This is a genomic window from Xenorhabdus bovienii SS-2004 (assembly GCF_000027225.1).
GTDB lineage: Bacteria > Pseudomonadota > Gammaproteobacteria > Enterobacterales > Enterobacteriaceae > Xenorhabdus > Xenorhabdus bovienii_C.
This window is the reverse complement of record NC_013892.1, coordinates 1,233,102-1,253,745: the sequence shown is the minus strand read 5'-3', so window position 1 is coordinate 1,253,745 and position 20,644 is coordinate 1,233,102. Positions and strand designations below refer to the sequence as shown.

The 20,644-nt window shown below is 48.1% G+C and carries 26 protein-coding genes and 1 pseudogene; 5 read left to right on the top strand and 22 right to left on the bottom strand.

What is annotated here, in order from left to right; translation table 11 throughout:
* Positions 1-8: 8 nt before the first annotated feature.
* The 7 genes from XBJ1_RS05480 to XBJ1_RS05450 form a co-directional block, all read right to left on the bottom strand.
* Positions 9-1,739, bottom strand: a complete 1,731-nt coding sequence (locus XBJ1_RS05480) for a terminase large subunit (RefSeq protein WP_012987806.1) — start codon at positions 1,737-1,739, stop codon at positions 9-11.
* Positions 1,736-2,230, bottom strand: coding sequence for a phage terminase small subunit P27 family (locus XBJ1_RS05475; protein WP_012987805.1), 495 nt, complete (start codon positions 2,228-2,230; stop codon positions 1,736-1,738). The genes XBJ1_RS05480 and XBJ1_RS05475 overlap by 4 nt, the downstream gene beginning before the upstream one ends.
* Before the next feature lie 195 nt (positions 2,231-2,425).
* Positions 2,426-2,776, bottom strand: coding sequence for an HNH endonuclease (locus XBJ1_RS05470; RefSeq protein ID WP_012987803.1), 351 nt, complete (start codon positions 2,774-2,776; stop codon positions 2,426-2,428).
* A gap of 129 nt (positions 2,777-2,905) precedes the next feature.
* On the bottom strand, positions 2,906-3,217 hold the full coding sequence (locus XBJ1_RS05465) for a cupin (protein WP_012987802.1): 312 nt from the start codon (positions 3,215-3,217) through the stop codon (positions 2,906-2,908).
* 110 nt (positions 3,218-3,327) lie between these two features.
* On the bottom strand, positions 3,328-3,801 hold the full coding sequence (locus XBJ1_RS20610) for a lysis protein (RefSeq protein ID WP_012987801.1): 474 nt from the start codon (positions 3,799-3,801) through the stop codon (positions 3,328-3,330).
* On the bottom strand, positions 3,798-4,232 hold the full coding sequence (locus tag XBJ1_RS05455; RefSeq protein WP_012987800.1) for a lysozyme: 435 nt from the start codon (positions 4,230-4,232) through the stop codon (positions 3,798-3,800). Before XBJ1_RS05455 ends, XBJ1_RS20610 begins: the two co-directional genes overlap by 4 nt.
* Positions 4,216-4,554, bottom strand: a complete 339-nt coding sequence (locus XBJ1_RS05450; RefSeq protein ID WP_038198466.1) for a phage holin, lambda family — start codon at positions 4,552-4,554, stop codon at positions 4,216-4,218. Before XBJ1_RS05450 ends, XBJ1_RS05455 begins: the two co-directional genes overlap by 17 nt.
* A gap of 155 nt (positions 4,555-4,709) precedes the next feature.
* Between XBJ1_RS05450 and XBJ1_RS05445 the strand changes: the two genes are divergently transcribed.
* Together XBJ1_RS05445 and XBJ1_RS05440 are read left to right on the top strand one after the other, a co-directional pair.
* A complete protein-coding gene (locus XBJ1_RS05445) occupies positions 4,710-4,991 on the top strand; it encodes a type II toxin-antitoxin system RelE/ParE family toxin (protein ID WP_012987798.1) in 282 nt (93 codons plus the stop codon).
* Between the two features lie 11 nt (positions 4,992-5,002).
* Positions 5,003-5,284: a HigA family addiction module antitoxin gene (locus tag XBJ1_RS05440; RefSeq protein ID WP_012987797.1), complete on the top strand. Its 282-nt coding sequence runs from the start codon at positions 5,003-5,005 to the stop codon at positions 5,282-5,284.
* A gap of 70 nt (positions 5,285-5,354) precedes the next feature.
* On the opposite strand, the gene XBJ1_RS05435 is transcribed toward XBJ1_RS05440, so the two are convergent.
* The 7 genes and pseudogenes from XBJ1_RS05435 to XBJ1_RS05405 form a co-directional block, all read right to left on the bottom strand.
* On the bottom strand, positions 5,355-6,392 hold the full coding sequence (locus XBJ1_RS05435; RefSeq protein ID WP_012987796.1) for a DNA-methyltransferase: 1,038 nt from the start codon (positions 6,390-6,392) through the stop codon (positions 5,355-5,357).
* A gap of 99 nt (positions 6,393-6,491) precedes the next feature.
* Positions 6,492-6,692: a hypothetical protein gene (locus XBJ1_RS05430; protein ID WP_012987795.1), complete on the bottom strand. Its 201-nt coding sequence runs from the start codon at positions 6,690-6,692 to the stop codon at positions 6,492-6,494.
* A 204-nt stretch (positions 6,693-6,896) separates the two neighbouring features.
* Positions 6,897-7,301, bottom strand: a pseudogene (locus tag XBJ1_RS05425) (antiterminator Q family protein).
* Between the two features lie 18 nt (positions 7,302-7,319).
* Positions 7,320-8,681 carry a replicative DNA helicase gene (locus XBJ1_RS05420; protein WP_012987793.1) on the bottom strand — a complete coding sequence of 454 codons (1,362 nt, stop codon included), beginning with the start codon at positions 8,679-8,681 and terminating at the stop codon, positions 7,320-7,322.
* Positions 8,678-9,262 carry an ATP-binding protein gene (locus XBJ1_RS05415; RefSeq protein WP_012987792.1) on the bottom strand — a complete coding sequence of 195 codons (585 nt, stop codon included), beginning with the start codon at positions 9,260-9,262 and terminating at the stop codon, positions 8,678-8,680. Before XBJ1_RS05415 ends, XBJ1_RS05420 begins: the two co-directional genes overlap by 4 nt.
* A gap of 15 nt (positions 9,263-9,277) precedes the next feature.
* Positions 9,278-10,036 carry a helix-turn-helix domain-containing protein gene (locus XBJ1_RS22355; RefSeq protein WP_012987791.1) on the bottom strand — a complete coding sequence of 253 codons (759 nt, stop codon included), beginning with the start codon at positions 10,034-10,036 and terminating at the stop codon, positions 9,278-9,280.
* Positions 10,037-10,113: 77 nt separating this feature from the next.
* Positions 10,114-10,368 (bottom strand): transcriptional regulator, encoded by a 255-nt coding sequence (locus tag XBJ1_RS05405; RefSeq protein WP_012987790.1) that lies wholly within the window; start codon positions 10,366-10,368, stop codon positions 10,114-10,116.
* A 181-nt stretch (positions 10,369-10,549) separates the two neighbouring features.
* On the opposite strand from XBJ1_RS05405, the gene XBJ1_RS05400 reads away from it, so the two are divergent.
* The 3 genes from XBJ1_RS05400 (at position 10,550) to XBJ1_RS05390 (ending at position 12,344) form a co-directional block, all read left to right on the top strand.
* The gene (locus XBJ1_RS05400; RefSeq protein ID WP_012987789.1) at positions 10,550-11,161 is read left to right on the top strand and encodes a helix-turn-helix domain-containing protein; all 612 of its coding nucleotides are present in this window, start codon (positions 10,550-10,552) and stop codon (positions 11,159-11,161) included.
* A gap of 276 nt (positions 11,162-11,437) precedes the next feature.
* Positions 11,438-11,818: a hypothetical protein gene (locus XBJ1_RS05395; RefSeq protein ID WP_012987788.1), complete on the top strand. Its 381-nt coding sequence runs from the start codon at positions 11,438-11,440 to the stop codon at positions 11,816-11,818.
* A gap of 346 nt (positions 11,819-12,164) precedes the next feature.
* Positions 12,165-12,344 carry a helix-turn-helix transcriptional regulator gene (locus XBJ1_RS05390; protein ID WP_012987787.1) on the top strand — a complete coding sequence of 60 codons (180 nt, stop codon included), beginning with the start codon at positions 12,165-12,167 and terminating at the stop codon, positions 12,342-12,344.
* A 330-nt stretch (positions 12,345-12,674) separates the two neighbouring features.
* Here XBJ1_RS05390 and XBJ1_RS22350 read toward each other — a convergent pair whose 3' ends face one another.
* From XBJ1_RS22350 to XBJ1_RS05350, 8 genes are read right to left on the bottom strand one after another with little or no spacing between them, the layout of a single operon-like run.
* Positions 12,675-14,174 (bottom strand): hypothetical protein, encoded by a 1,500-nt coding sequence (locus tag XBJ1_RS22350; RefSeq protein WP_012987786.1) that lies wholly within the window; start codon positions 14,172-14,174, stop codon positions 12,675-12,677.
* 50 nt (positions 14,175-14,224) lie between these two features.
* Complete coding sequence (locus XBJ1_RS05380) at positions 14,225-14,887, bottom strand: hypothetical protein (protein WP_012987785.1); 663 nt, start codon at positions 14,885-14,887, stop codon at positions 14,225-14,227.
* Positions 14,888-14,895: 8 nt separating this feature from the next.
* On the bottom strand, positions 14,896-15,195 hold the full coding sequence (locus tag XBJ1_RS05375) for a hypothetical protein (RefSeq protein ID WP_012987784.1): 300 nt from the start codon (positions 15,193-15,195) through the stop codon (positions 14,896-14,898).
* Entirely contained in the window at positions 15,192-18,329 is a 3,138-nt protein-coding gene (locus XBJ1_RS05370) for a host specificity protein J (protein ID WP_012987783.1), read from the bottom strand. The genes XBJ1_RS05375 and XBJ1_RS05370 overlap by 4 nt, the downstream gene beginning before the upstream one ends.
* A complete protein-coding gene (locus XBJ1_RS05365) occupies positions 18,329-18,922 on the bottom strand; it encodes a tail assembly protein (protein WP_012987782.1) in 594 nt (197 codons plus the stop codon). The genes XBJ1_RS05370 and XBJ1_RS05365 overlap by 1 nt, the downstream gene beginning before the upstream one ends.
* Positions 18,865-19,584, bottom strand: coding sequence for a C40 family peptidase (locus tag XBJ1_RS05360; protein WP_012987781.1), 720 nt, complete (start codon positions 19,582-19,584; stop codon positions 18,865-18,867). The genes XBJ1_RS05365 and XBJ1_RS05360 overlap by 58 nt, the downstream gene beginning before the upstream one ends.
* A gap of 4 nt (positions 19,585-19,588) precedes the next feature.
* Positions 19,589-20,293 (bottom strand): phage minor tail protein L, encoded by a 705-nt coding sequence (locus tag XBJ1_RS05355; protein ID WP_012987780.1) that lies wholly within the window; start codon positions 20,291-20,293, stop codon positions 19,589-19,591.
* Complete coding sequence (locus XBJ1_RS05350; protein WP_012987779.1) at positions 20,290-20,625, bottom strand: phage tail protein; 336 nt, start codon at positions 20,623-20,625, stop codon at positions 20,290-20,292. Before XBJ1_RS05350 ends, XBJ1_RS05355 begins: the two co-directional genes overlap by 4 nt.
* Between the last annotated feature and the right edge of the window lie 19 nt (positions 20,626-20,644).

Below are 20,644 nucleotides of genomic sequence, written 5' to 3'. Positions count from 1 at the left end.
AAAAAATCTCAGAGTGAGCGTACACCGTGGGAGATCAAATGATCTGAGAGACTGGGGGCTTCATGCAAAATAGCCCGCCCCATCGCCATTATCAGCGCTACCGCGCCATCAATTTTGCTGTCTTTATGCTCTTTGATGGGGCGCACAATGTCATCATTGCCAGCCAGCGTTTTTCCGACAACATTGCCGAGACACCAGGACATTATCGGATGACCGTCATGATGGAAACGACCGGACTGGATGGCGGCCTCCAGCTCTTTCATCGGATCGCTCATATGCGTGAAATTCTGGGTAATGATAATGGGATTAATCCCTTCGTCCGCCAATGCATGCGATAAGCCGGTTGCCCCAAAGGGATCGATCGGGGCTTCATTGACCGGGTTCAGGTGACAGGCGAGTTTGGCTTCTTCAAGGATATAGCGGTAATCCACTTCAGCACCTTCCGTCACGGTCAGCAGATCCATTTCCACCCATTTCTGAAAACGTTCGGCACTGCGGCGGTTCTCACTCTGCTCCACGCTGTAAACCGTGTCATACGGCACCCAGAAACGTGGGGCGATACTGTAAAAATGACGCTTGCCGTCAGTTTCACGTGAAAAAAGCCGCGCCATGCTATTCATATCCAGTTTACGGGCGAGGTCAAAAGCCAGAAAACAAGGCTGACCTGCGAATTGTTCCAGCGTCAGTGAAGTGTCTTCGCACTGTTTCCAGTTCACCATATTGAAATAAGCCTCCCGTGCAGACACCCAGATATTCAGGTGTTTGGTCTTGAATACGCTGGCTAAACGCGGGTTATTCAGGGCGCGTTGTTGCTGGCTCAGCAAAAAATCAGCATAGACCGAGACGCCCATATTGGGATTGGCTTTGCGCAATACGTCCGGTGAGGTCCAGTCATCCCCCTCGTCCACGGTATAGATCACGCCGAACAGCTCTTCATTGGGCACATTACCGGACAGCATTTCAATCACTTCGCGCCGCTTGTCATAGCAAGGCCCTTCAATGTTGTAACCTGCCGTGGTGATCGCCCACATCAGCGGCTGACGTCGTGCTCCCATTCCCGTGAGCATGGTGGTATACAGGTCATCGGTATCATGTTCATGATATTCGTCGACAATGGCACAACTGGGGGACTGACCGTCACCGGGATTGCCAATTAACGGCTCAAACCGCGCCCCGTCTGCCGGGCGGTTCATATTGGCGGCATTCACTTCAATGCCGAACGCCTCAAGTAGCAGCGGGGTACGCTTGCACATCAGTCGCGCAGGCCGGAATACCTCCCACGCCTGTTTCTCCGTGGTCGCGCCGGAATAAACCTCCGCACCGAATTCGTTATCACAGGTAAAACAATAGAGTGCCACACCGGCTGAAATCGCCGATTTGCCATTTTTACGGGGAATTTCGGTATACACCTCCCGAAAGCGGCGTAACCGGCTGCCTTTATGCACCCAGCCAAAGACCGAGCAGACAATAAACAGTTGCCACGGTTCCAGCGTGATCGGCATCCGCTTAAATGCCCATTCGCCTTTGGTATGCGGCAATAGCTGGATAAATTTCGCGGCGCGTTCTGCCAGATCCTTATCAAACCGATAGTTGAACTGCCGGCTCTTTTCCTGATGCAGATTATCCAGATGCCGCTGACAGGCCTCTCTGACGTAGCGACCAACGTCAATTTTGCCACGCACGACATCACGGGCATATTGGTTCGCCGTATTGACATTCAGATAAGATTTGCGGCTCATGATGAGATCATCCTCATAAATGGATTGTCCGTTTTGGCCTGACCCGCCGCACCTATCAGGCGCTGGCGGCTGCTTGGATCTAACCCCAGCATCGCGCCGGTAGTATCCATTTCAGATTGTTGTTCTTTTTTGGCAGTCAGTTCCGGGTTTTTAATGGGTCCCCCGGTCGCACCGGTTACCGTATTACCCTGCCGGGCGATATTTATCACAGCATTGCGCCAGAACTGGTAAGCCACACACCAGCGTTCGAGCACCGCAAGATCCGTGACACAGAGTAACCCTTGGGCGCACAGCTCTTTGCTGGTCAGTTCCCACATCACCACAGCCAGCAGCATCTCGTTTTCAGCAAACCAATCCGGGGGTGATACTCCGGTCAGTGGCGTAAAGCTCGGTTCATCCCGGTTCAGCTTGCGCTTGCCCGGATTGCCCGCCAGTTCTTTGCGTGCCGTTGGCTTGGGACGACGGCCTGACTTACCCATCGTTCCCGCCATACGCAGCCCCTCCCGGCTTAAAAATGGTGAAAGATCAGTAAAAAGCACCCGATTTAAATTTCATTTTTCGCGGGCATAAAAAAAGCCCCAAGGGGGCGGTCCTTGGGGGCGAGAGGGGTAGGGATTTTACCCGCCCTCCTCTTGTGACTATGAAATTCGAAATGATTACTTTTGAAATTAATATTCACTCAACCTTCAGCGTAATCGCTCCGTGGCTGTCTTCTGTCGATGGCAGGCTTCACACAATAGCTGTAGATTGCTTAACGCATCAGTGCCGCCATGCGCTTTGGGTTGGATATGGTCAACGGTGGTGCCTGTGACCACTCGTCCCTGCCGTAAACAGTACTGACACAGGTGGTTATTCTGTTGTTTAACACGAACCTTTAACTTATCCCATTGGCTGCCATAGCCGCGTTGATGTCGGCTCTTGCCCTGCTGGTAGCGTTGCCAGCCGGTGTGCTGGTGGTCAATACAGTAGCCGCTACGGTCAGTGGTGGTCTTAGGGCAGCCTGATTTGCGACAGGCTCTTGGAATACGGGGTGGCATGTGCTGCACTCCATATGGCAAAAAACCACCAAACGGTGGTTGAATGATGTACTCAATAAAAATGCCACCAGCGTCAACGGGTAACAGGGGATATGCTGTATTTATTGAAAATGTTAACGGTTTTTTCTACTAAATACTGCCTTCTTTCTCTATTACCAATATTCTTGCTTCACCTATTGGATAAGCTACATGCTCAGTGCCAATAGAAGCGTAAAATATATCTCCTGTTTTTAATTTGGCGATTTTTTCCTGTCCTTTTTCTTTATAGTGCATATCAACATTTCCATCCATGACCGCAAACACTTCTTCACCCTCGTTGATATGCCATATATAAGGTTGGTTAGTCCAATGAAGTTTTACGGTAACGCCATCAAGATTCGAGATCAACCGAGAATCCCATGCTCGCTCAGATTTAAAATCTTTACTTTTTATATGCTCCATAAACCAAGATTCACCTCTATTAATTACATATTATTAACATACTATATAATCTATATTACCGATACCGCGTCCTGACATATTCCCACAACCTCAGAATTCATTTGTTCTGATTATGGTGTTGGTTTTCCGTGATTTCCTCTGTATCCAGTACTCACATATTCCTGTAAATACCTTAATTTTGCTCGGTCGTTGATGATGCCTTCCCGGATATCGAGAACAGCTGATCCAGTTTCTCCAGTGAGTTCGACGGTGGTTGCATCGACCACGCTGCTGGAGGGAGTGGTTTCAGGCACGGGACAGGCTGCTTGGATGCGCAACTTGCGACGACCAGCGGCAACATCAGCCCGAAGAGTATCGATTTCAATCTTGGCATTGGCGAGTTCCTGAGTGTGTTTGCTATCCAATCCATGCAGCATTTCAATATGCGTATTCTGATAATCAATGGTGTCAGTCAGTTGCTGGATTTCTGTTATCTGCTCGTTATTAATACCGAGCTGTTTCTTATATTCAGAGCGGTATAAGAAGGTTGCGGCTGAAGCAATCATCAACGCAATAACCGTACCCTTGGTGAAATTGAGCTTCATGATAAAAACATCTGGCGTTCAGATGCCCTGCGATTATCCAGCCCACGCATTGCCTTACCTGCTGCTTTATTCCAGCGGGAAAATTCTGCCGCTGCGCCTTTATAATCACCTTGATTGAGTTTCTTTAATAAAGTAGAGCCAGAAAAGTTACCGCTACCGCAATTGAAGATAAACGAGCACAAAGCATCGAACTGGCCTTGATTCAAAGGAACGTTAACCCATTGCCTTAATGTGGTGTAAACAGGCTGGAGATCATCCTGCAAGAATGCTTCAGCCTGCTGCTCTGTAATCACATCACCTTTTTTAACCCCTTTGGTATGACCGTAACCAATTGTCCACGGAATGCCGCCAGTTGCGGGATCGGGGTAGACTTTCAGTTTCAGGCCTTCATACTGTTTGATACACTCAAGGCCTTTATTGCTGATTTCCATCAGAAGATGCTCCCGTTTTTTTCTCTGCGGCCTTACGCAGTAATTGACCGATAAAATCCGTCCCTAGATAGCCAATCATCACACTGCCGATATAGGCTAAATCAGGATTCAGACCAAACAGATTTAAGACATCACGAATAAACCACGCGAACATGGCACACATGAAGGCATCAATTGACACCTTTAACCAACCTCCACCGTTATAACGGCCGCGAAGAAAGGCCATTGTCCCGGCGAGTACTGACCTAACGCCTTGCTCTTTTATTGAAACAAACCAGTTACCAAGGTGTACCCATATATCAGGATTTTCTTTCATTTTCATATTTCCCCTGTTAAAGCAATGGGTGTCTGTAGGGTGAGTAATGTTAGCCCCTGTGCGTGTATACGGATGTGATGAGAGTGATTGCGGTGGCAAAGTCGGTTGACACTGCACACACTTAACGTATACTGACGCTATACAGTATACGGTGGCGCACAATGATTAAGAGTTTTAAACATAAAGGGTTAGAAAAATTCTTTAAAACAGGCTCTACAGCAGGCATTCAGGCGAACCATGCTGTAAAACTGAATATTCAATTAACCGCGTTAAACACCGCCAAAAAACCCGATGACATGAACGCGCCCGGCTGGAAATTACCCCCGTTAAAAGGTGCTGATTTAAAAGGCCACTGGGCTGTTTCTGTCAACGGGAACTGGCGGCTGACATTTCGCTTTGAAGGCGAAGATGCCATTTTGGTTAATTATCAAGATTATCACTGAGAAATCACACAATGAGCAGAATGCATAATCCCGCCCATCCCGGCATTGTCTTACGCGAATATTTAGGCGACATTTCTGTTACAGAAGCGGCAAAAGCGCTGGGCGTAACCCGTGTGGCTTTATCCCGTATTTTAAATGGCAGCGCAGGCATATCCGCAGATATGGCACTTCGTTTAGAAGCGGCATTGGGAACCAGTGCCGAAATGTGGACAAGTATGCAGTCCCAGTATGAGTTATGGCAGGCTTCTCAACAACAACGCCCCGAAATCAGGCCGATATTTGCACATCTATAATGATGAAGTGGTTCGGTATTGCCGAACTACTTCAACTATCCAGTCATACCGATGAGTTGAGTCGTAAACGCTAAGTTGACAACTGCCCGTTGATCTCCTGAATAGTCTGCTTAAACCGTTCTTCTTCCAACTCAACTCCTAATACACGGCGATTGAGTTTCAACGCGGTTTTCAATGTCGCCCCAGAACCCATAAAGAAATCCGCCACCAGATCCCCTTCCCGGCTACTGGACTGGATAATATGCGTCATTAAATCAGCGGGTTTTTCACACGGATGCTTGCCCGGGTAATACTGAACAGGGGCAAACTGCCAGACATCGGTATACGGCACGGCGGCTGTCACCGAGAATGGGCGGCGCATTAAACCATATTCCTGCCGTAATTCATCATACTGACGCGACAGGGTGAAATGAGAACCCACCAGCTCAGCATAAGGGATGTTCAGTTCGCCACGCTGATGCTTTTCTTTGGCGATGCGGTCAAACAAACCCTGCAACTTTTGATAGTCAGTTTCACTGGGTAACTGCCACTGGCTATCGCTGAACCAGTGACTGGCCATCTGCTTCCCAGTGGCGGCATGAATGGCTTTTGCCGTGACACCTAGCGCTTTTCGAGAACCACGAAAATAATCAACCAGTGGTTTAAATACCGACTGTTTTAGATCCTGGCATTGCTTGTAATAGCCATCCCCTTTCGGGTGATAGGGTCCCTGGTAATGTTCGGCAAAAATGATGCGTTCAGTGGCCGGGAAATACATGCGCAGGCTTTCTTTATTCTGCCTGCGCCACGGGCCGGACGGTTTCGCCCAGATAATCTGGTTCAGCACGTTAAACCGTTCCCGCACCAGCAGCTCGGTATCAGCAGCCAGACGCGAACCACAAAACATGTACAGGCTGCCGTTCGGTTTCAGTACTCGCCAAAATTCAGCAAGCAGTTCATCCAGCCAGGCAAGGTAGGCCGTGACGTCCTCCCACTGGTTATCCCAGCTACACGCTTTTACCCGAAAGTACGGCGGGTCAGTGGCGATTAAATCGATGCAGTTATCCGGCAGAGTTTTGATAAATTTCAGAGAGTCATCGTTGACTAAGGTGACAGGGCGTAGATCCATCCGCTTTTTTCCTCTCGACACTGGCGACTTTCAGGAAAACCACAACACGAAAAGCCGGCATTCACCGGCTGCGCTTTCACGTCCTGGGAAATAGCCCCATCAGGGAGAACGTTTGAAAAACGTGTCATCCTCCCGGCTTTCCATTAAACCCGCCAGACGAAATTGTGTTAACAGTAATTGGCAACGGGGTTCAGGCAGCCCCATTAATTTAGACACTTCAGAAACAGAAAACCACGTATGCAAAGGCACGGCGTCTAAAACACAGGCGGCTGTCATTGTCATATCTTCATGTTTTAGCATGATAAATTTAACCTCATGGTCAGTTTTTGTGCATAGACACATAGGTAACTCTGACCCGTCACAACAGCAAGTCTTATGTTTATTTCAGGCGTAAAAAAACCTTGCACGGGGCAAGGTTTAAGCTGTCTGATATTAATAAGCCTGGTGACTTTGTCATCACGGTTATCACAATAGCAGCGTTTTTACGATCGTAAAGATTTATTTTTAAAAATCGCTACATAATAGGTGTTGTGCTAACGGGATATCTTTATCCATGTCCAGTGGGATATCCAGCATCATTAACATCCCTTCAATCACGCCTTAGGCCTTTTGTAACCGTTTTCCGATATGCGTATCAGAACAGTGGTGATCATGGGCCAATTGCATAAACGTTTTACCAAAGACGTAATAATCAAACAACAGGTCATGGGCATCACTAGACTGCTGATTCAGTTTTGCCATGCAACTGGAAATAACCATAGCGTCATCATCACAACATTGTACCCGGGACTTCACTCTGTTCGGGATTAATCCTTTGAAACCTGCCGCAATGGAGGACCAGTAAACCCCGTCGCGATTATCAGCCACCCATGCGCCCCAGCGTTCCATGACTAATTGAATATCACGCATTCGCACACTCCCCTGTGATTAAAGTGCCCTGTCAGCATAGCGGCGTTCTTTTTGTTTGGTTTGTCGTTGCATCCGGCAAACTTCAGCAGCCGATATCTGATCGGTCGGCAGATAATGGCCGTGCCTGAATGCCTGATAAACCGTTCCGGTTTGCCCGTGGCGGTTTTTCTCCAGAATAATTTCCGCGTACTGGCTGGCGGGGCTGAGTGGGTTATACACCCCATCCCGGTAAGTAAAGAGAATGCGATCCGCATCCTGCTCCAGCGAGCCGGAATCACGTAAGTCAGCCGCTATCGGGCGACGCTGATACAAAGGGCGCTTATCCACTTCCCTTGAGAGCTGGCTCAAGGCCGTGACCGGGGTATGCAGCCGTTTCGCCAATCCTTTCAGTGCTTTCGATATTTCTGCCACGGCTAAGTCGTGACGGTCAGCCCGGGGTTTTCTAATCAACCCAAGGTAGTCTACGAAAATGCCCTTTAAGTTCGGGTGGCGACGCTTATGGGTTTCACTGATGGCGCAAATTTGTTCGATACTCAGATCACTGGCATCCAGAACATGAATATCCCGCTCAATGAGTGAACCGAGTGCATTGCCAATGCGCCCCCAGTCTTCGTCATACAGTTCACAGTTTCTGAGTTTAGACACCGGCATCGCAGCCGAATTCGCTACCATTCGCTCGGCAATTTGTTGCGCTGCCATTTCCATGGAAAACAACAAAGCCCCGCCACCGTCGCGGGTCATGCCGTCAATCATGCACAAAGCCAGTTCCGTTTTTCCCATGCCCGGACGTCCGCCCAGTAAAATCAGATCAGTCGGGTTAAATCCGCCTGTCAGTTCGTCCAGCGGCTCAATACCTGTCAGGATCATGCCTGTCTTGCCCTGATTGCGCGCTTCCAGTGTTTCAACGTATCTATCCAGCAATGTACCGATGACCACGGGTTGTAAGCTACTATCACTCCGGGATAATCCATTAAACTGGGATGCAAAAGCCTCGATCAGTGCTTCAGCTTGCGTATGATTGCCGCAGACCTGAATCTCTTTCTGGTAACGGTTAATCAGATCAGTAACCTGACGTACACGCCAGTAACGCATGACTTTTTCAGCATAACCTTTTAAATTGGCCTGCCAGACCGGGGTCTTGGCCAGTTCCAGCAGGTTAGCCAGAATGCCGCGTTCTTCACCCATCGCATCCGCAATGAAAAAGGGATCGATAATGGTACTGCTCAGGGCCTGCTTTTTGATTTCCCCGTACACCCGGCGCAGATGAACGGAGCTGAACGCCTCATCCGGTAAAATTGCCAATACGTCGTAAGCGTCCGGTGTCGCCCCGCCCGATAACAAACCACTGATGACGGCCATTTCCAAATCATATACGTTCATGCGATTTCCCTTCTGTAGCTTTCCCAGTCAAAGGCCAATACCGTGCCACCCTGAAGTACTCTGTCCAGCGTCCGATCACCCAAAAACTGCGCCAGCTCAGTCACAGGCAAATTACTGATCAGCATGGTGGGCAACAGGTCTTCATAGCGATTATTCAGCACCTCAAACAAAATATTGCGTTCAGACTCCGTGCCGTATTGCACACCAATTTCGTCAATCACCAGCAAATCCAGCTCGCTGTAAAATTTCAGTGTGTCAAATTCACTCATTTCACCTTCGCTATTCCATGAGCGACGAAACGCCCGGATGATGCGTGACGCGGTGGTAATAAAAACCGCTTCATCACCGCCTGTGGCGATTTCACGGCAGAGGGCGACGGCGAGGTGGGTTTTGCCCGTGCCCTGACGCCCGCACAGGATCATGCCTTCCCCTGCCCGCTTGCGTTCCTCCCACGTCTGGACATAACCCTGACAGGTTTTCAGGTTGGTTTCTGCCCTCAGGCTCTGCGGTTGGTAAGTGGCAAAGCTGGCCTGCGCAAAGCGGGGAACAATTTTCAATATGCCCAGATCGATTGTTTCCATCGCGTCTTCTGCTCCTTAAAGATTTTTTGTCCAATTCGCGCCGTGTGATTCATAACGCTTGTGCTTAAATCCAGTATGGGTGTTGGTTTGTGGTGGACGCCCGGATCTCGGTTTGTCAGGAAATAACCCTTGCCAGCTGTTGGCAATGGAGGTGCAAATCACCTCATCAGGATTGGTACATCCTGCCAATTGCTTAGCCTGCTGGCGGCAACTGGTTTCCGTCAGGGGTTTCCTGATTTCCTGCCTGAACGTCACCCAATCCGCCCACGTTTCGGCACTGACGTTTTCCGGTTTGGCCGTCAGGGGATCGAATTGCCCGGCCCCTTTGGGTTTTATAGGTTCTTTGACGGGTTCCTTGACAGGTTCAAAAGAGTGACTGGTTCTGGTGCCATCTGATGGCATAGGGGGGATGTCATCTGGCGGCATGGGGGTGCCAGCAGATGACACAGAGCTGCCAGCAGGTGGCACAGGGGGTATGCTTTTTGGTGACACAGGGTCAGCGGATAAATTCAGGTAATAGACATTCGAGGCATTCCCTTTCCCGTTGTGATTGCCGAGCCGGTTTTCCTTGATAAGCAAGCCCATCTTAATCAGGGCATCAATGTGGCTTCGCACTGCGCTTTTGCTGCATTCACAGTGATCTGCAATATGCTGATATGAGGGCCAGCACTCCCCTTTATCATTTGCATTGTCGGCCAGCTTAATCAGCACCAGTTTTCTCAGGGGATTACCCACTCGGATACTCATTGCCTTCGCCATTAGACTCATACTCATGCCGTTCCCCCCTAGTTACCGTACGCTAACCACCATCCACATGTTCATATCGGGCTAAGCCAAAACGTCCTGCATAATCAGCCACCGACCGGAATTGACTCATGGGCTTTGGCTTCAGGTGGTGGGAAAACGGTAGGCAGATCAGGACGCAGTTCATGGGCTTGGACTGCCCCGTTCGACAAAACCACGATATCGGGTACCAACGACACCGAAACCCGTTTTTTTCCGTATAACCATGCGCTGATGAGCGATTGTGCACATCCCAGAACCTGAGCCAGCTTGGCCTGGCTGCCTGCGATATCTATCACTTTTTTTATCACACTGTTTTTCATTAGTTCCTTTCTCCAACACCACGGCAATAACAATATCACTAACAGTCAATATAAATCACTATTGGAGTGTTTGTAAAGATATCACTCTAGAGATAGAATAAGAAAAAATGTTCCAAGACAGCGGTTCTTGGGTTTATCCCCTGTATTCCACGTCAATGCGGGAACCACTCATGAGGCACTTATGACTCTTGCTGATAGATTAAAAGAAGCCATGGCAGATAAGGGGCTGACCCAATCTGCTCTGGCAAAAAAAGCCGGCATGGCACAATCCATGATATGGAAATTACTTTCCGGGAACGCCGTCAAAACAGGCCGGCTCGTTGATTTGGCCAAGGCGCTTGACGTGCGCCCGGAATGGCTCAGTGATGGCAGTGGTCATAAATCGCAGTCTGGTGATACTGATTTTGCTGTCAGACATAACAACCGTTATGTCCCGGTAAAAATTTATGAAGCAGAACAAGAAACCCCGGAGTTCTTCATGGTGCCGGCCTTTTTTGAACAGCAGGCCCCTGTTGAATCCTGCCGGGCTTATCGCATCACCCAAAATACCGGCTGCACTGAAGCGCCGGAAGGGACGGTGATTGTGGTGGATACACAGGAAAATATCGCCAATGATGATTTAGTCTATGCACGCATCGGAGAGCACTATTCAGTTTATCGTTATAAACAAGGGGGGGCTGTCAGCTATTTGTCTGTTGACGATACGCGTATCCCCTTGATACCTCTCTCTTCTGACATGGAAATCGTCGGTGTGATTGTTTATTTATTCCGGAACATGAAGCGAAAACGATAACATTCCTCTCCCTACTCTAAACACCGCCAAACCCTGCCTCTATTTGCGACAAGATACTGTTTTTAATGCAGTATCTTTAGTTCCATTGAAATTATTATCACCCTAAAGATCCAAAATCATTCAGATGATATCAAATTAAAATTATTTTATATCAATAAGATAATTAAAAAAACTGATTTATATCACTATAGGTATGGATTTGATGAAATTTAAGTGATAATGTTAGCCGCATCAAAGTGATAGGAATAATCACTACAATAGTCAGCGAGAGGATTTATGCGTACCTTTATTTCTGCCATCATCAATAAACCAGCAACAAAACAAAAAAAGGCTATCAACATTAATGGCATTGTTGCCAATATCGCACAAAAAAACAGCCTGCATACAGGAACAACACCTATCACCTTTTTGGCAGACCAATATCATCAGGGCAAAAACCAGAATCACGGCATGGGCATAAAAAATAAAGATGAATTTAAACATCATATATTAACGACGTATCGGGTCAGCCCAAAACATACAGAACCTGTTCCTTGCTATAATTTAGAACCGATTGTCGATTACGGTTATGCGCTCTATAAGCGGAGAGGACGATATATGCATTTAATTGATATCATTCCTCTGATTAAAGCAGACAAAAAACACTGTCAGTTATAAAAATAGCCACACAATAAAACGACTATAAATAAAATCTATCAATTTCAATCAATATTAAAACTTAATGACAGCGCCTGCGCTGGGGAATGTTTCACTCTAAATTCAGAACGGTTACACACAGGAAGAGAACACGAAAGAAGTCTGTTATATGGAAACTGCAAATAAAATGGCTCAAATGGAGCCAGAAAAAATATCATCTTACATCTTTATATTGGGAACAAACAAAATACGGAGCAATGCCTATCAGTAATCAAAACAACAAGAGATACGCCCTGCTGGTACTGCCGATAGCCCGATCACAAGCAAGGGAGTTTTGAAAAATGGCTATCAGAGAGGGAGGCAAGCCATGGCGATAAGATACATTAAGCGTGAAGAGATGCAACGACTCACAGGAAAAAGCAAAACAACCCTTTGGAGAATGTACGCAAAAAGAAATGAGTTTCCTAAACCAGATAAGACTGCGGGTGGAACATTTTTAGGATGGACTGAAGAGGTCTATGAGGCTTGGGTGAGAGAGAAGAAGTAGCGATAACTTGACCCATTACCTGACCCGTTATTTTGACGGGTTTTTCATTTTTCACTGTAACTTTTTGATTTTATGGTACGCCCTACAGGATTCGAACCTGTGACCTACGGCTTAGAAGTGAGTAGAGTCACTATCTAAATCAACCAATTACCGCATTTATCGGCGCTCACACGTCCCACCTTACCCAAACTTACCCCTTGTTACTCCTCCTTGCTTTTCAATGCCTGTCCCAGATCTGTCCCAACCAATTCACCCAGACAACCCCACCCACCAGTTTACCGCCCACAATTTCCCCAATCCACCCAACTACCCGCTAATCTCCCCTATTGGCTATTTATTGACGGCTGACGTGACGCCGTACTCCTGCTGAGGATCAGATGCCAATACCTGTTTCTGGTTCCAGATAGAATCCTCCGGCATCTGGACGCGGACGTCTAATCGGGTGCCGGCTGGTAAATCACAGGGTTCATCATCCGTGTAATAAGCCGGCTCATCCACTGACTTCATGCGCCTGTTCTGTAATCGGGCAGGCATATGCGCGTTCTGTCTGTGTGTGACTTTGATTTCAATAGCCCCATCCGGCAGCACTTTATCATCAACATACACTAACTCATTGCCATTGACGTCACGGGGAACGCTGATACCGCCATGAACACCCCATGCACCGTCTGAGTTATAGCCAAGGATGCCGGATAGTTTGTAGTGACCGAGGCCGAGTCTGGTGACTGTCGCCCCTTCGGATTCGTCGTTAGTGGTAAAGGTGCCATCGGGGTAGATTTGGATGATGGGGGAGGCTTTCTTGAGATAACCGCTACCGTCAAAGGTCGTGTTTTTGGTCGTAATAAACTCAATTTTATCATCCCATTTGCCATAGCGTCTTCGCCTATAATACAGGGGGACGGAGCCTAAATCGCCACCAATAATGATATTGAATTCATCATCACTGAATAAAGATACTGCTATCTGTGTATACGAATCTGTCCATGAAACAGATGAATTGGCATTGCTGTTAAAAAATCCTATTGTTTTGATTTTGTTAAACCCAGATAAATATTCACTGGTTGCGGAAACATATGATTTCCATTTTGTCCACTGATTACCACTCCGATAACGACTAGCCAACCCTGTATCATCCACCTGAATTTGTGCGATCATTCCTGTGTTATCCATACCGCCACCACGAGTCATGGCCATAATGGGGGCGTATTCGTTCCAGAAGTTTTTTGCACTACTGCCCCCTCCTGCATACCAGCCAGCCTCAGCCAACGTATTTGCATCCGTAAAGGTCTTCGCTGTTGATGGCGTTGCGCCCACACCGAAATCCCCCACTTTCAACGTTCCCGCTAAACCCAGGTTTTTCACAAACTCCGGCTTATTCGGAATATCTGCCCCGTTCTGCTCCTTAACCAGTTTCCCTTCCACCGCCGTCTGCAATGCCCGGATGGAGTCCAGCGTGACTTTCTGCCCGTTCGGCATCTCCACTTCGACCTTGCCGCTTTCACTCATCCACCGGTCCATGTTTTGCAGGAACAAGATGATATAGGCGTTAATGGCGCATATATGCCGGACACCATCGGAAACCGTATCGGGAACGGTGGTTGAGATAACATAGTTTGCATTATCAAGGTTGACCGAGGGTGCAAAGGCCAGCACCAGTTCCGTGTCTGAATTCACCGACCGGATGACATTCTGAATCACCGTATTACCGGATTGAATGGAGATAATCTGGCCTGCGGCAATGCCGTTAATATTGGATTTCCATTGGGTGCCCGTTCCCCGGACAATAGCCGAGCCTGACACGATATTTGTTGTGCCGTCTGAGTAGATCATAATAATTTCCTGAAAATAGGATGCAAAAAAAACGCAGTTACGCGGTTCGGTTAATCGTAGAGCGTGCAATCAATATAAGGGCTGGTCAGGTTCCATGTTCGTTCACTGATAATCCAGTTCGTCTCACCGTCTGCCACGCGCGCCATTAGCCGGGTATTGTGTCCATCAAACGCAGTGGAAAATGAAGTTTCGTTATCCCGGGTTCGTGTATCATCGGGCGTATCATATTTGGACAGTATCCAACCCGTTTTCTGCATTAATATGCCTTTTTTCCCTTGCACCACAGTTTCTTTGCTGCTGTGGGAACTGAGTTCCCCTTCGATACTCAAAGGCCTTGTATCGCTGGTAATGACACATTTTCCTGCTTCGTCCCAGACAGCAATTCCCCAATCCGGGACAGGCTGGGGATAAACCAGAGTGAACAGATAAATCTCACACAAGATCGAAGTCTCAGTGCCACTCTCGCCCCGGGTTATCTCAATACCCCATTCCGAACCGCCCCCGAACATGACCCCATAAGGTGCATACCAGACATTGCTGGTGTGAGCACACATAAACGCCATGCAGGGTTGTTTCGTGCTGATACCCGTTTCTATCCGCTTCACGTATCTGTCAGTCCAGACCGATTCTTTTCTCACAAAAGAAAGGGGGGTCGTTTTGGGTGTCCACCACGGAACACCGTTACCCGTTGTTAAAAATGCACCCCAATCCATATATCACCTCACGCAGTGTAGTAAGCAATCAGCCATCCCTCAACGGCGTCGTCGTTGCCATCCGAAATGATGATTTGATTATCCTTTACCAAAAATTGACGTTTTTTATCTACCTGGTATCCCCGGTCAGTACAAAGAAAGACATAAGAAAGCCGCAATCCTTCATTCATCGGCTCCCGGGGGACAGTGAGCGCACCTGTCGTCTGCCCGCTCTCCAGCTTCATAAAGCCAGCATAAAGAAAGGGGCGAATGCCGGTATTACGCTGCCGCCCCTGTTCATCCCAGACCCCAAACCCGTAATCACTCATCGTCGAAATTGTCCTATATAGCCCATGGCCGCCCGAACCCGTCCGCTGGGGTCATAGCAGGCTATCGCCCCGTTTGCCCAACGCAATCCCGCCCGAACCCGCATGTCGTTAAATTCAAAAGCGCCGGTCGCCGCATTAATCAAAAAGCCCGCCTGATACTGCACGTAATTTTTAGATCTGATGGCATCAGACAGGATAGCCTCCCGCATTAAGGCCTGATCAATAAACGCCTGCCGAATAAAAAGCTGCCCGTTCTTAGCCGCCATAAAGGGTTCCATCTTGCCGCTGGCCGGATTGAACCAGACGAAGTTGTTAGCGTTAAAGCCGATATTGGTATGCACTTCGCCATTCTTCACCTCAGCCCCTATCACCATCCCGGCTTTATAGAGCTGGCCTTTGTACTTCACCCCGGCTTCAATCTCTTTGAGGGCATAGCCGTTACCGTCAATATCAAAGACCACTGTCGCCTTTGTCTTTACAGCCGCCGCATTCTCCCCGACATCGGCCTGCACCTTTTCCATCTTCTCCGCAAAGGCTTCCCGGTCGGTCACCTGCGTGGTTTTGACTTCCAGTATTTCGGCTCGCATATTGCCGTTTACTTGCAACTGTCGCTGAACAACTGCCCCTGTCAATGCGGCGTTCTCCATGATGGCTTCGGAGTTAAAGTCCATTTGGGACTGTAGATGCTGGCCTGCTTTGTTGGAAAGAAACTGTTCGCCAACAACCTCTAAAATATCCTTAGCATTGTCATTTGGCTGGCCTTCCGCTTCGACAAAATGAGACTTGCCAAATTCATTGATACTGCGAACATAAAACCAATATGGTGTACCCGCTTTCAATTGGCCCTTTATCCAAAATTTTGCAATGCCCAGAAAATCGGCTTTTGCTTCAATTTCATTGATATTAGAAATGCGGTTCTCGGAAAACCAGAATTCAAATTGAGTATCCAAAGTCTTTGGGGCGCTGATATGAGGAATGGCTTTCAACTCAAAAAATCCGGACTCAATATTGACAGTAGAAGGGGCGGCGGGAGTGCCAATTACCATCTGAACCTTAGACTCATCCCCCAGCATTCCGTTATCATCACGAGCACGGACGCCAACCATATAGATACCAGCATCCAGACCATTAAAATAATATTCCAGTTCCTTAGTATTGCCGCGAGATACCACTTTATTGTCACGATATACGGCCACATCAAAGGTGATATTTCGGTTTATTGTTGTGGTCGCCCACATAGCGCGAGCCTGCACCTGAGAACTGTCTTGAATATAAGCGACACTTAATCGCTCAATATTGGGAATACGAATAACATTTTGTGTGGCTGGACTCCCCTGAAAATCAACGCCGTTATCAACAATCGCTTCTTTCTGTGGCTCGTGTTGAATGCAGGTATAATTGTAGTTACCCGTCTTATTGTCTTCGGCAATGCTCATCACCCTGAATAGGCGAGTCACCAGCGACTTTTTAGATATGGAAAATACACCCCATTGCCGCAATCCGACAGGTTCTTCTTTCAGTGTAATCATATCCCCGCTGACGGATTCGATATCCACCCGGACGAACTTCCCTTCGCTGCCCATGTAGGAGAAATAGCCTGACTCGCCTTTCGAAAATTCGGCTGGCGCATCAAGTCGAACCTCTTTGCCTGAGAAGGAGAGAACACGTCCACCAATACGTGCCGCTGCGAAGCTGTTATCGGCAATTTCAACAATGTCACCAGGAATACAGTTAATTCCCTCCCGGCCTGTACTGAACGTGACCGAATCCGTTTCGAGTTTCTCAGTTTCAATGATCCATTTACCGACACGGTGAGCCTGTCCCCGGCTAGTACAGCCGAATGCTGTCACTTTCTTAATATTGATACCAAGACGAGCTGCCAACTCATCATCCTGAATCATTTCCCGCTCATCTTTCCAGCCGTTATCTGGGTTAGTCCAAGTCACCTCGATAGCCGTATGCCGGGCTTTCTTTGCTGCTGCACTGTAGTTAAATTTTCCTTCGGCCACGTTGGCATTGGTAAATGTCCAGACCGGATCGGATGGCCTGTCCTGAAAGCAGGTCAGTTGCAGCCCGTTCCAGACCTGCATGCCCCGAAAGACCGAAGCCAGATCATCCAGTACGTCCCGCGCCTTGCGTTGAGTAGCTATATACGCATTGCAGGTAAAACGCGGTTCAGTTCCTCCAAATCCATCAGGGACGGGCTGATCACAATATTGAGCAATGGCATACAGCGCGAATTTGTCACAGCCAAATGACCCCATCAATTTGCCAATGCCATAGCGTGTATTAGTCACCAAATCGTAGAATATCCACGCAGGGTTATTTGTGTATGCGGGTTTAAATCGCCCCGTCCAAACGCCGGAATAATGGCGGCTCTCAGGATCATAATTATCGGGAACCTGAACAATCATTCCTTTGATGTGGTAGGTTCGTTTGGGTGTATCTGCAAACAATGACCGATCAATACGCATACCGACCACGGCACTATTAGGGTAACTCATCAGAGTGTCGGTAATTTCGGTATAGCTGGCCCATACAGTACCGTTGCGGAGCTGGTCCGTTTTGCTGTCATCGGTTAAGCGGGAGACGCGGATTTGGAACGGTTTTTTCTGGGGTGCATTAATGGTGTGTGATTCAAGATATTGTCCGCTAATTTTACCGGGGCCTATCTGAACGGTCTTAACATGCTGCCAGCCAGAACCATCATTCACGTCAATAGCCAGTTGCACCGAACTATTGCTCTGATTACCTTTACTGTCTGTCTGAACCAGTTGACTAACGCCCAGAGTGAACCTGACGCGATCCACATCTTTATTTGAAACCATCCTGAGAATAGGAGTATCTTTTTTCACCTCAACACTAACAGGAATCTCGCTTTCAACAAATGGATAATCGCTTAATGGCTCTTGGGATTGAGTACCCGCCCGCCACTGTACAGTGACACCGTTAATATTGGGATTGCCATTTTTATCAACGACAGGAGTTCCATTAACCCTGAACCCATGTAGTCCACCCACAGGCCCTTCTATTTGCCCCTCACCAATCAAATCAACAACCCGTAAAAATTGTTTATTCTTTAGATTGTCATCGACTAATGTTGGTGTGCTGCCACCCCCGCCACCTTTACCCATTATTCTGTCTCCAAGCCTTGAGAAATAACATTAGAACCCACAACCATCTCACCGTATGCAATAGGAATCGGATAACCCTGTCCAATTCGGTTCTCCAGTGAGTTGAAATACTGGTTTCCATCCGTTTTGCTTGAACCCATTTCGGGGCCTTTAGGCATTTTGGTTAACATGGAGGCCAGCCCTGCACTGATCAGGGCAACACCCGCAATTGCTAAGCCTGTAGCAGCTGTAGCTGCTGCACCAGACGCACTTGCCCATGCAGCTAATGATCCCCCACCCGTATAGAATGCCGCCGCAACAGCTACCACGCCTAGAATAGCCATGCCAACGCCATTACCACCAGCACCGCCAACAACCGGAACGATAGTGATCGTATCGCCATCATTAAGGGGGTGATTCATACCAGCAGGAATACTTTTTTCTGTCATGTCACGCCCAGCAATGCGAACACGAATAAGGCCATCAGAAATCGCTTGCTGAAAGCCTTTCAACTGGTAGCACAAGCACCTGACGGCTTCCGCTGCATCACGAACCTCTAATTCGTAGCGACGGCCAAATCTTCTAAGATGGCCTCCAAGCTGTAGCTTGACCATTGTTTATGTCTCCATATTGAATGTGTGTACTTGAGCCAATAACCGTCATAGATATCGCGTTTGCTGATGCGATCTGGCCGATGGTGTAGAATTTGCTGATTGCCGAGATAAATAGCCCCGTGACAGGGCGTCTGGCTACCCAGACAAATCAAAATGATGTCGCCGGACTGAATGTCATCGACCTGTTCAAATCCCTGACTGAGACTATTATCGAGATACAGGTTTTGGCCTTTGTTCCACCATTCATCGTCACGTGGAATGTCCGCTAACTCGATGCCCGCGAGATGGTAGGCGTCACGAATTAGCGAATAGCAATCCTGTGTGCCATGTATGAACTCTCGACCCAATAAACGAGGAACAGGGCGGAATTTATGTACCCTATCACCGCAGGCCAACCACCACGGCAACCCGGTTTTGATTTGTTGTTCTCTGTCCCCTGCGCTCAATCGGGTTTTTCCATTTGGATGACTGTGCACAATGGCGTCAATATCCGCAAAGCACTCTGCGGTTATCCAGTCATCGGGATTAATCTCGAAGTAGTTCTCAGGATCTGGCGAAATATTGCGGCATGGGAAATAGCGGCCACCTGAAATCAAGCCGCACGATTCCCTCACCCCTTCCGCTTTCGCGTTCGCGTGGGCGATAATGTCTCGTTCAATCATGGTATTAACCTAATTTATTGGCACCCAAAAAACCGCCAAAAGGCAGGGATAGGGGGCGGGGAAAGCGGCAAATGCAGCCACTGTATTTCTTTGAACATCGATCTTTCAGCGGGTCAGTGGTTGGCTGATCCTTCTCGTCTGCCACTGGTGGGCCATCATAGCCACAATCAGCAGAACGGTATTGCCAACAACAGATATCCGCCTGAATCACTCTTGCCGGAATCAAGGCACCATCGGTTTCACTGGGTAACGCCAGCACATAGGTAACAAAATCAGCGTTTGAATCCTGCTTCTGCTCTATCAGGTACTTACTCACGGCTTCTCTGGTTGGGTCTGCCTGTGGGTTGCCATTGGGAAAATTGACCGCATCAAGATAAATTTCCGGCACTTGGTGGCGTGTCACAACCGCTCCCAAAGCATCATTGAAATCTTGGTTTATCGCAGTAATGAACCCATCGACGTTGGCAAATATCATTTTAGGTCTGGCGCTGGGACCCTTACCGTTCATCTCAAAGCCCGACGCTTCAACAGGGTAAGCCTCATAGCGCACACCTTGCCAGATGACCGGCTCCAACTTTCCATTCATACCGTCATGAAAGCGGTAAATATCACCCCCGAAAGCGGTTAAATCAATTTCATAGAGATTAAGCGTGGCATTCTGGCTCAGTTCAGTAACCGCAATCCGCATCTCTTTTGGAATGTCTCTCACGCTACTACCTCCTCAAAGGTGCAACTGATAGACCAGATCACCTGTTGCCTGTTTACCGTCCAAGAACGACAAACGAAAGTACGCAATTGGTTATCGTCACTAGTGAGCCATGTAAAAGACTCCACCGCACCTCTGGCTCGCAGAAACCCGTCAATGGCTCGCCCTGTATCCACTTTCTCAATAAAACTGAGTTGATAGCGCTTCAACTGGTTGTTAATGCCGTCTTTGACTCTCTGCTCATAACCATCACCGAATTTCACGACCCTGACACGCGGCTCATGTGTGACCTCATAGTTATCTTGAGGCCGCCATTTGAATTCTGTTTTTGTCATATTTAACCCATAAAAAAAG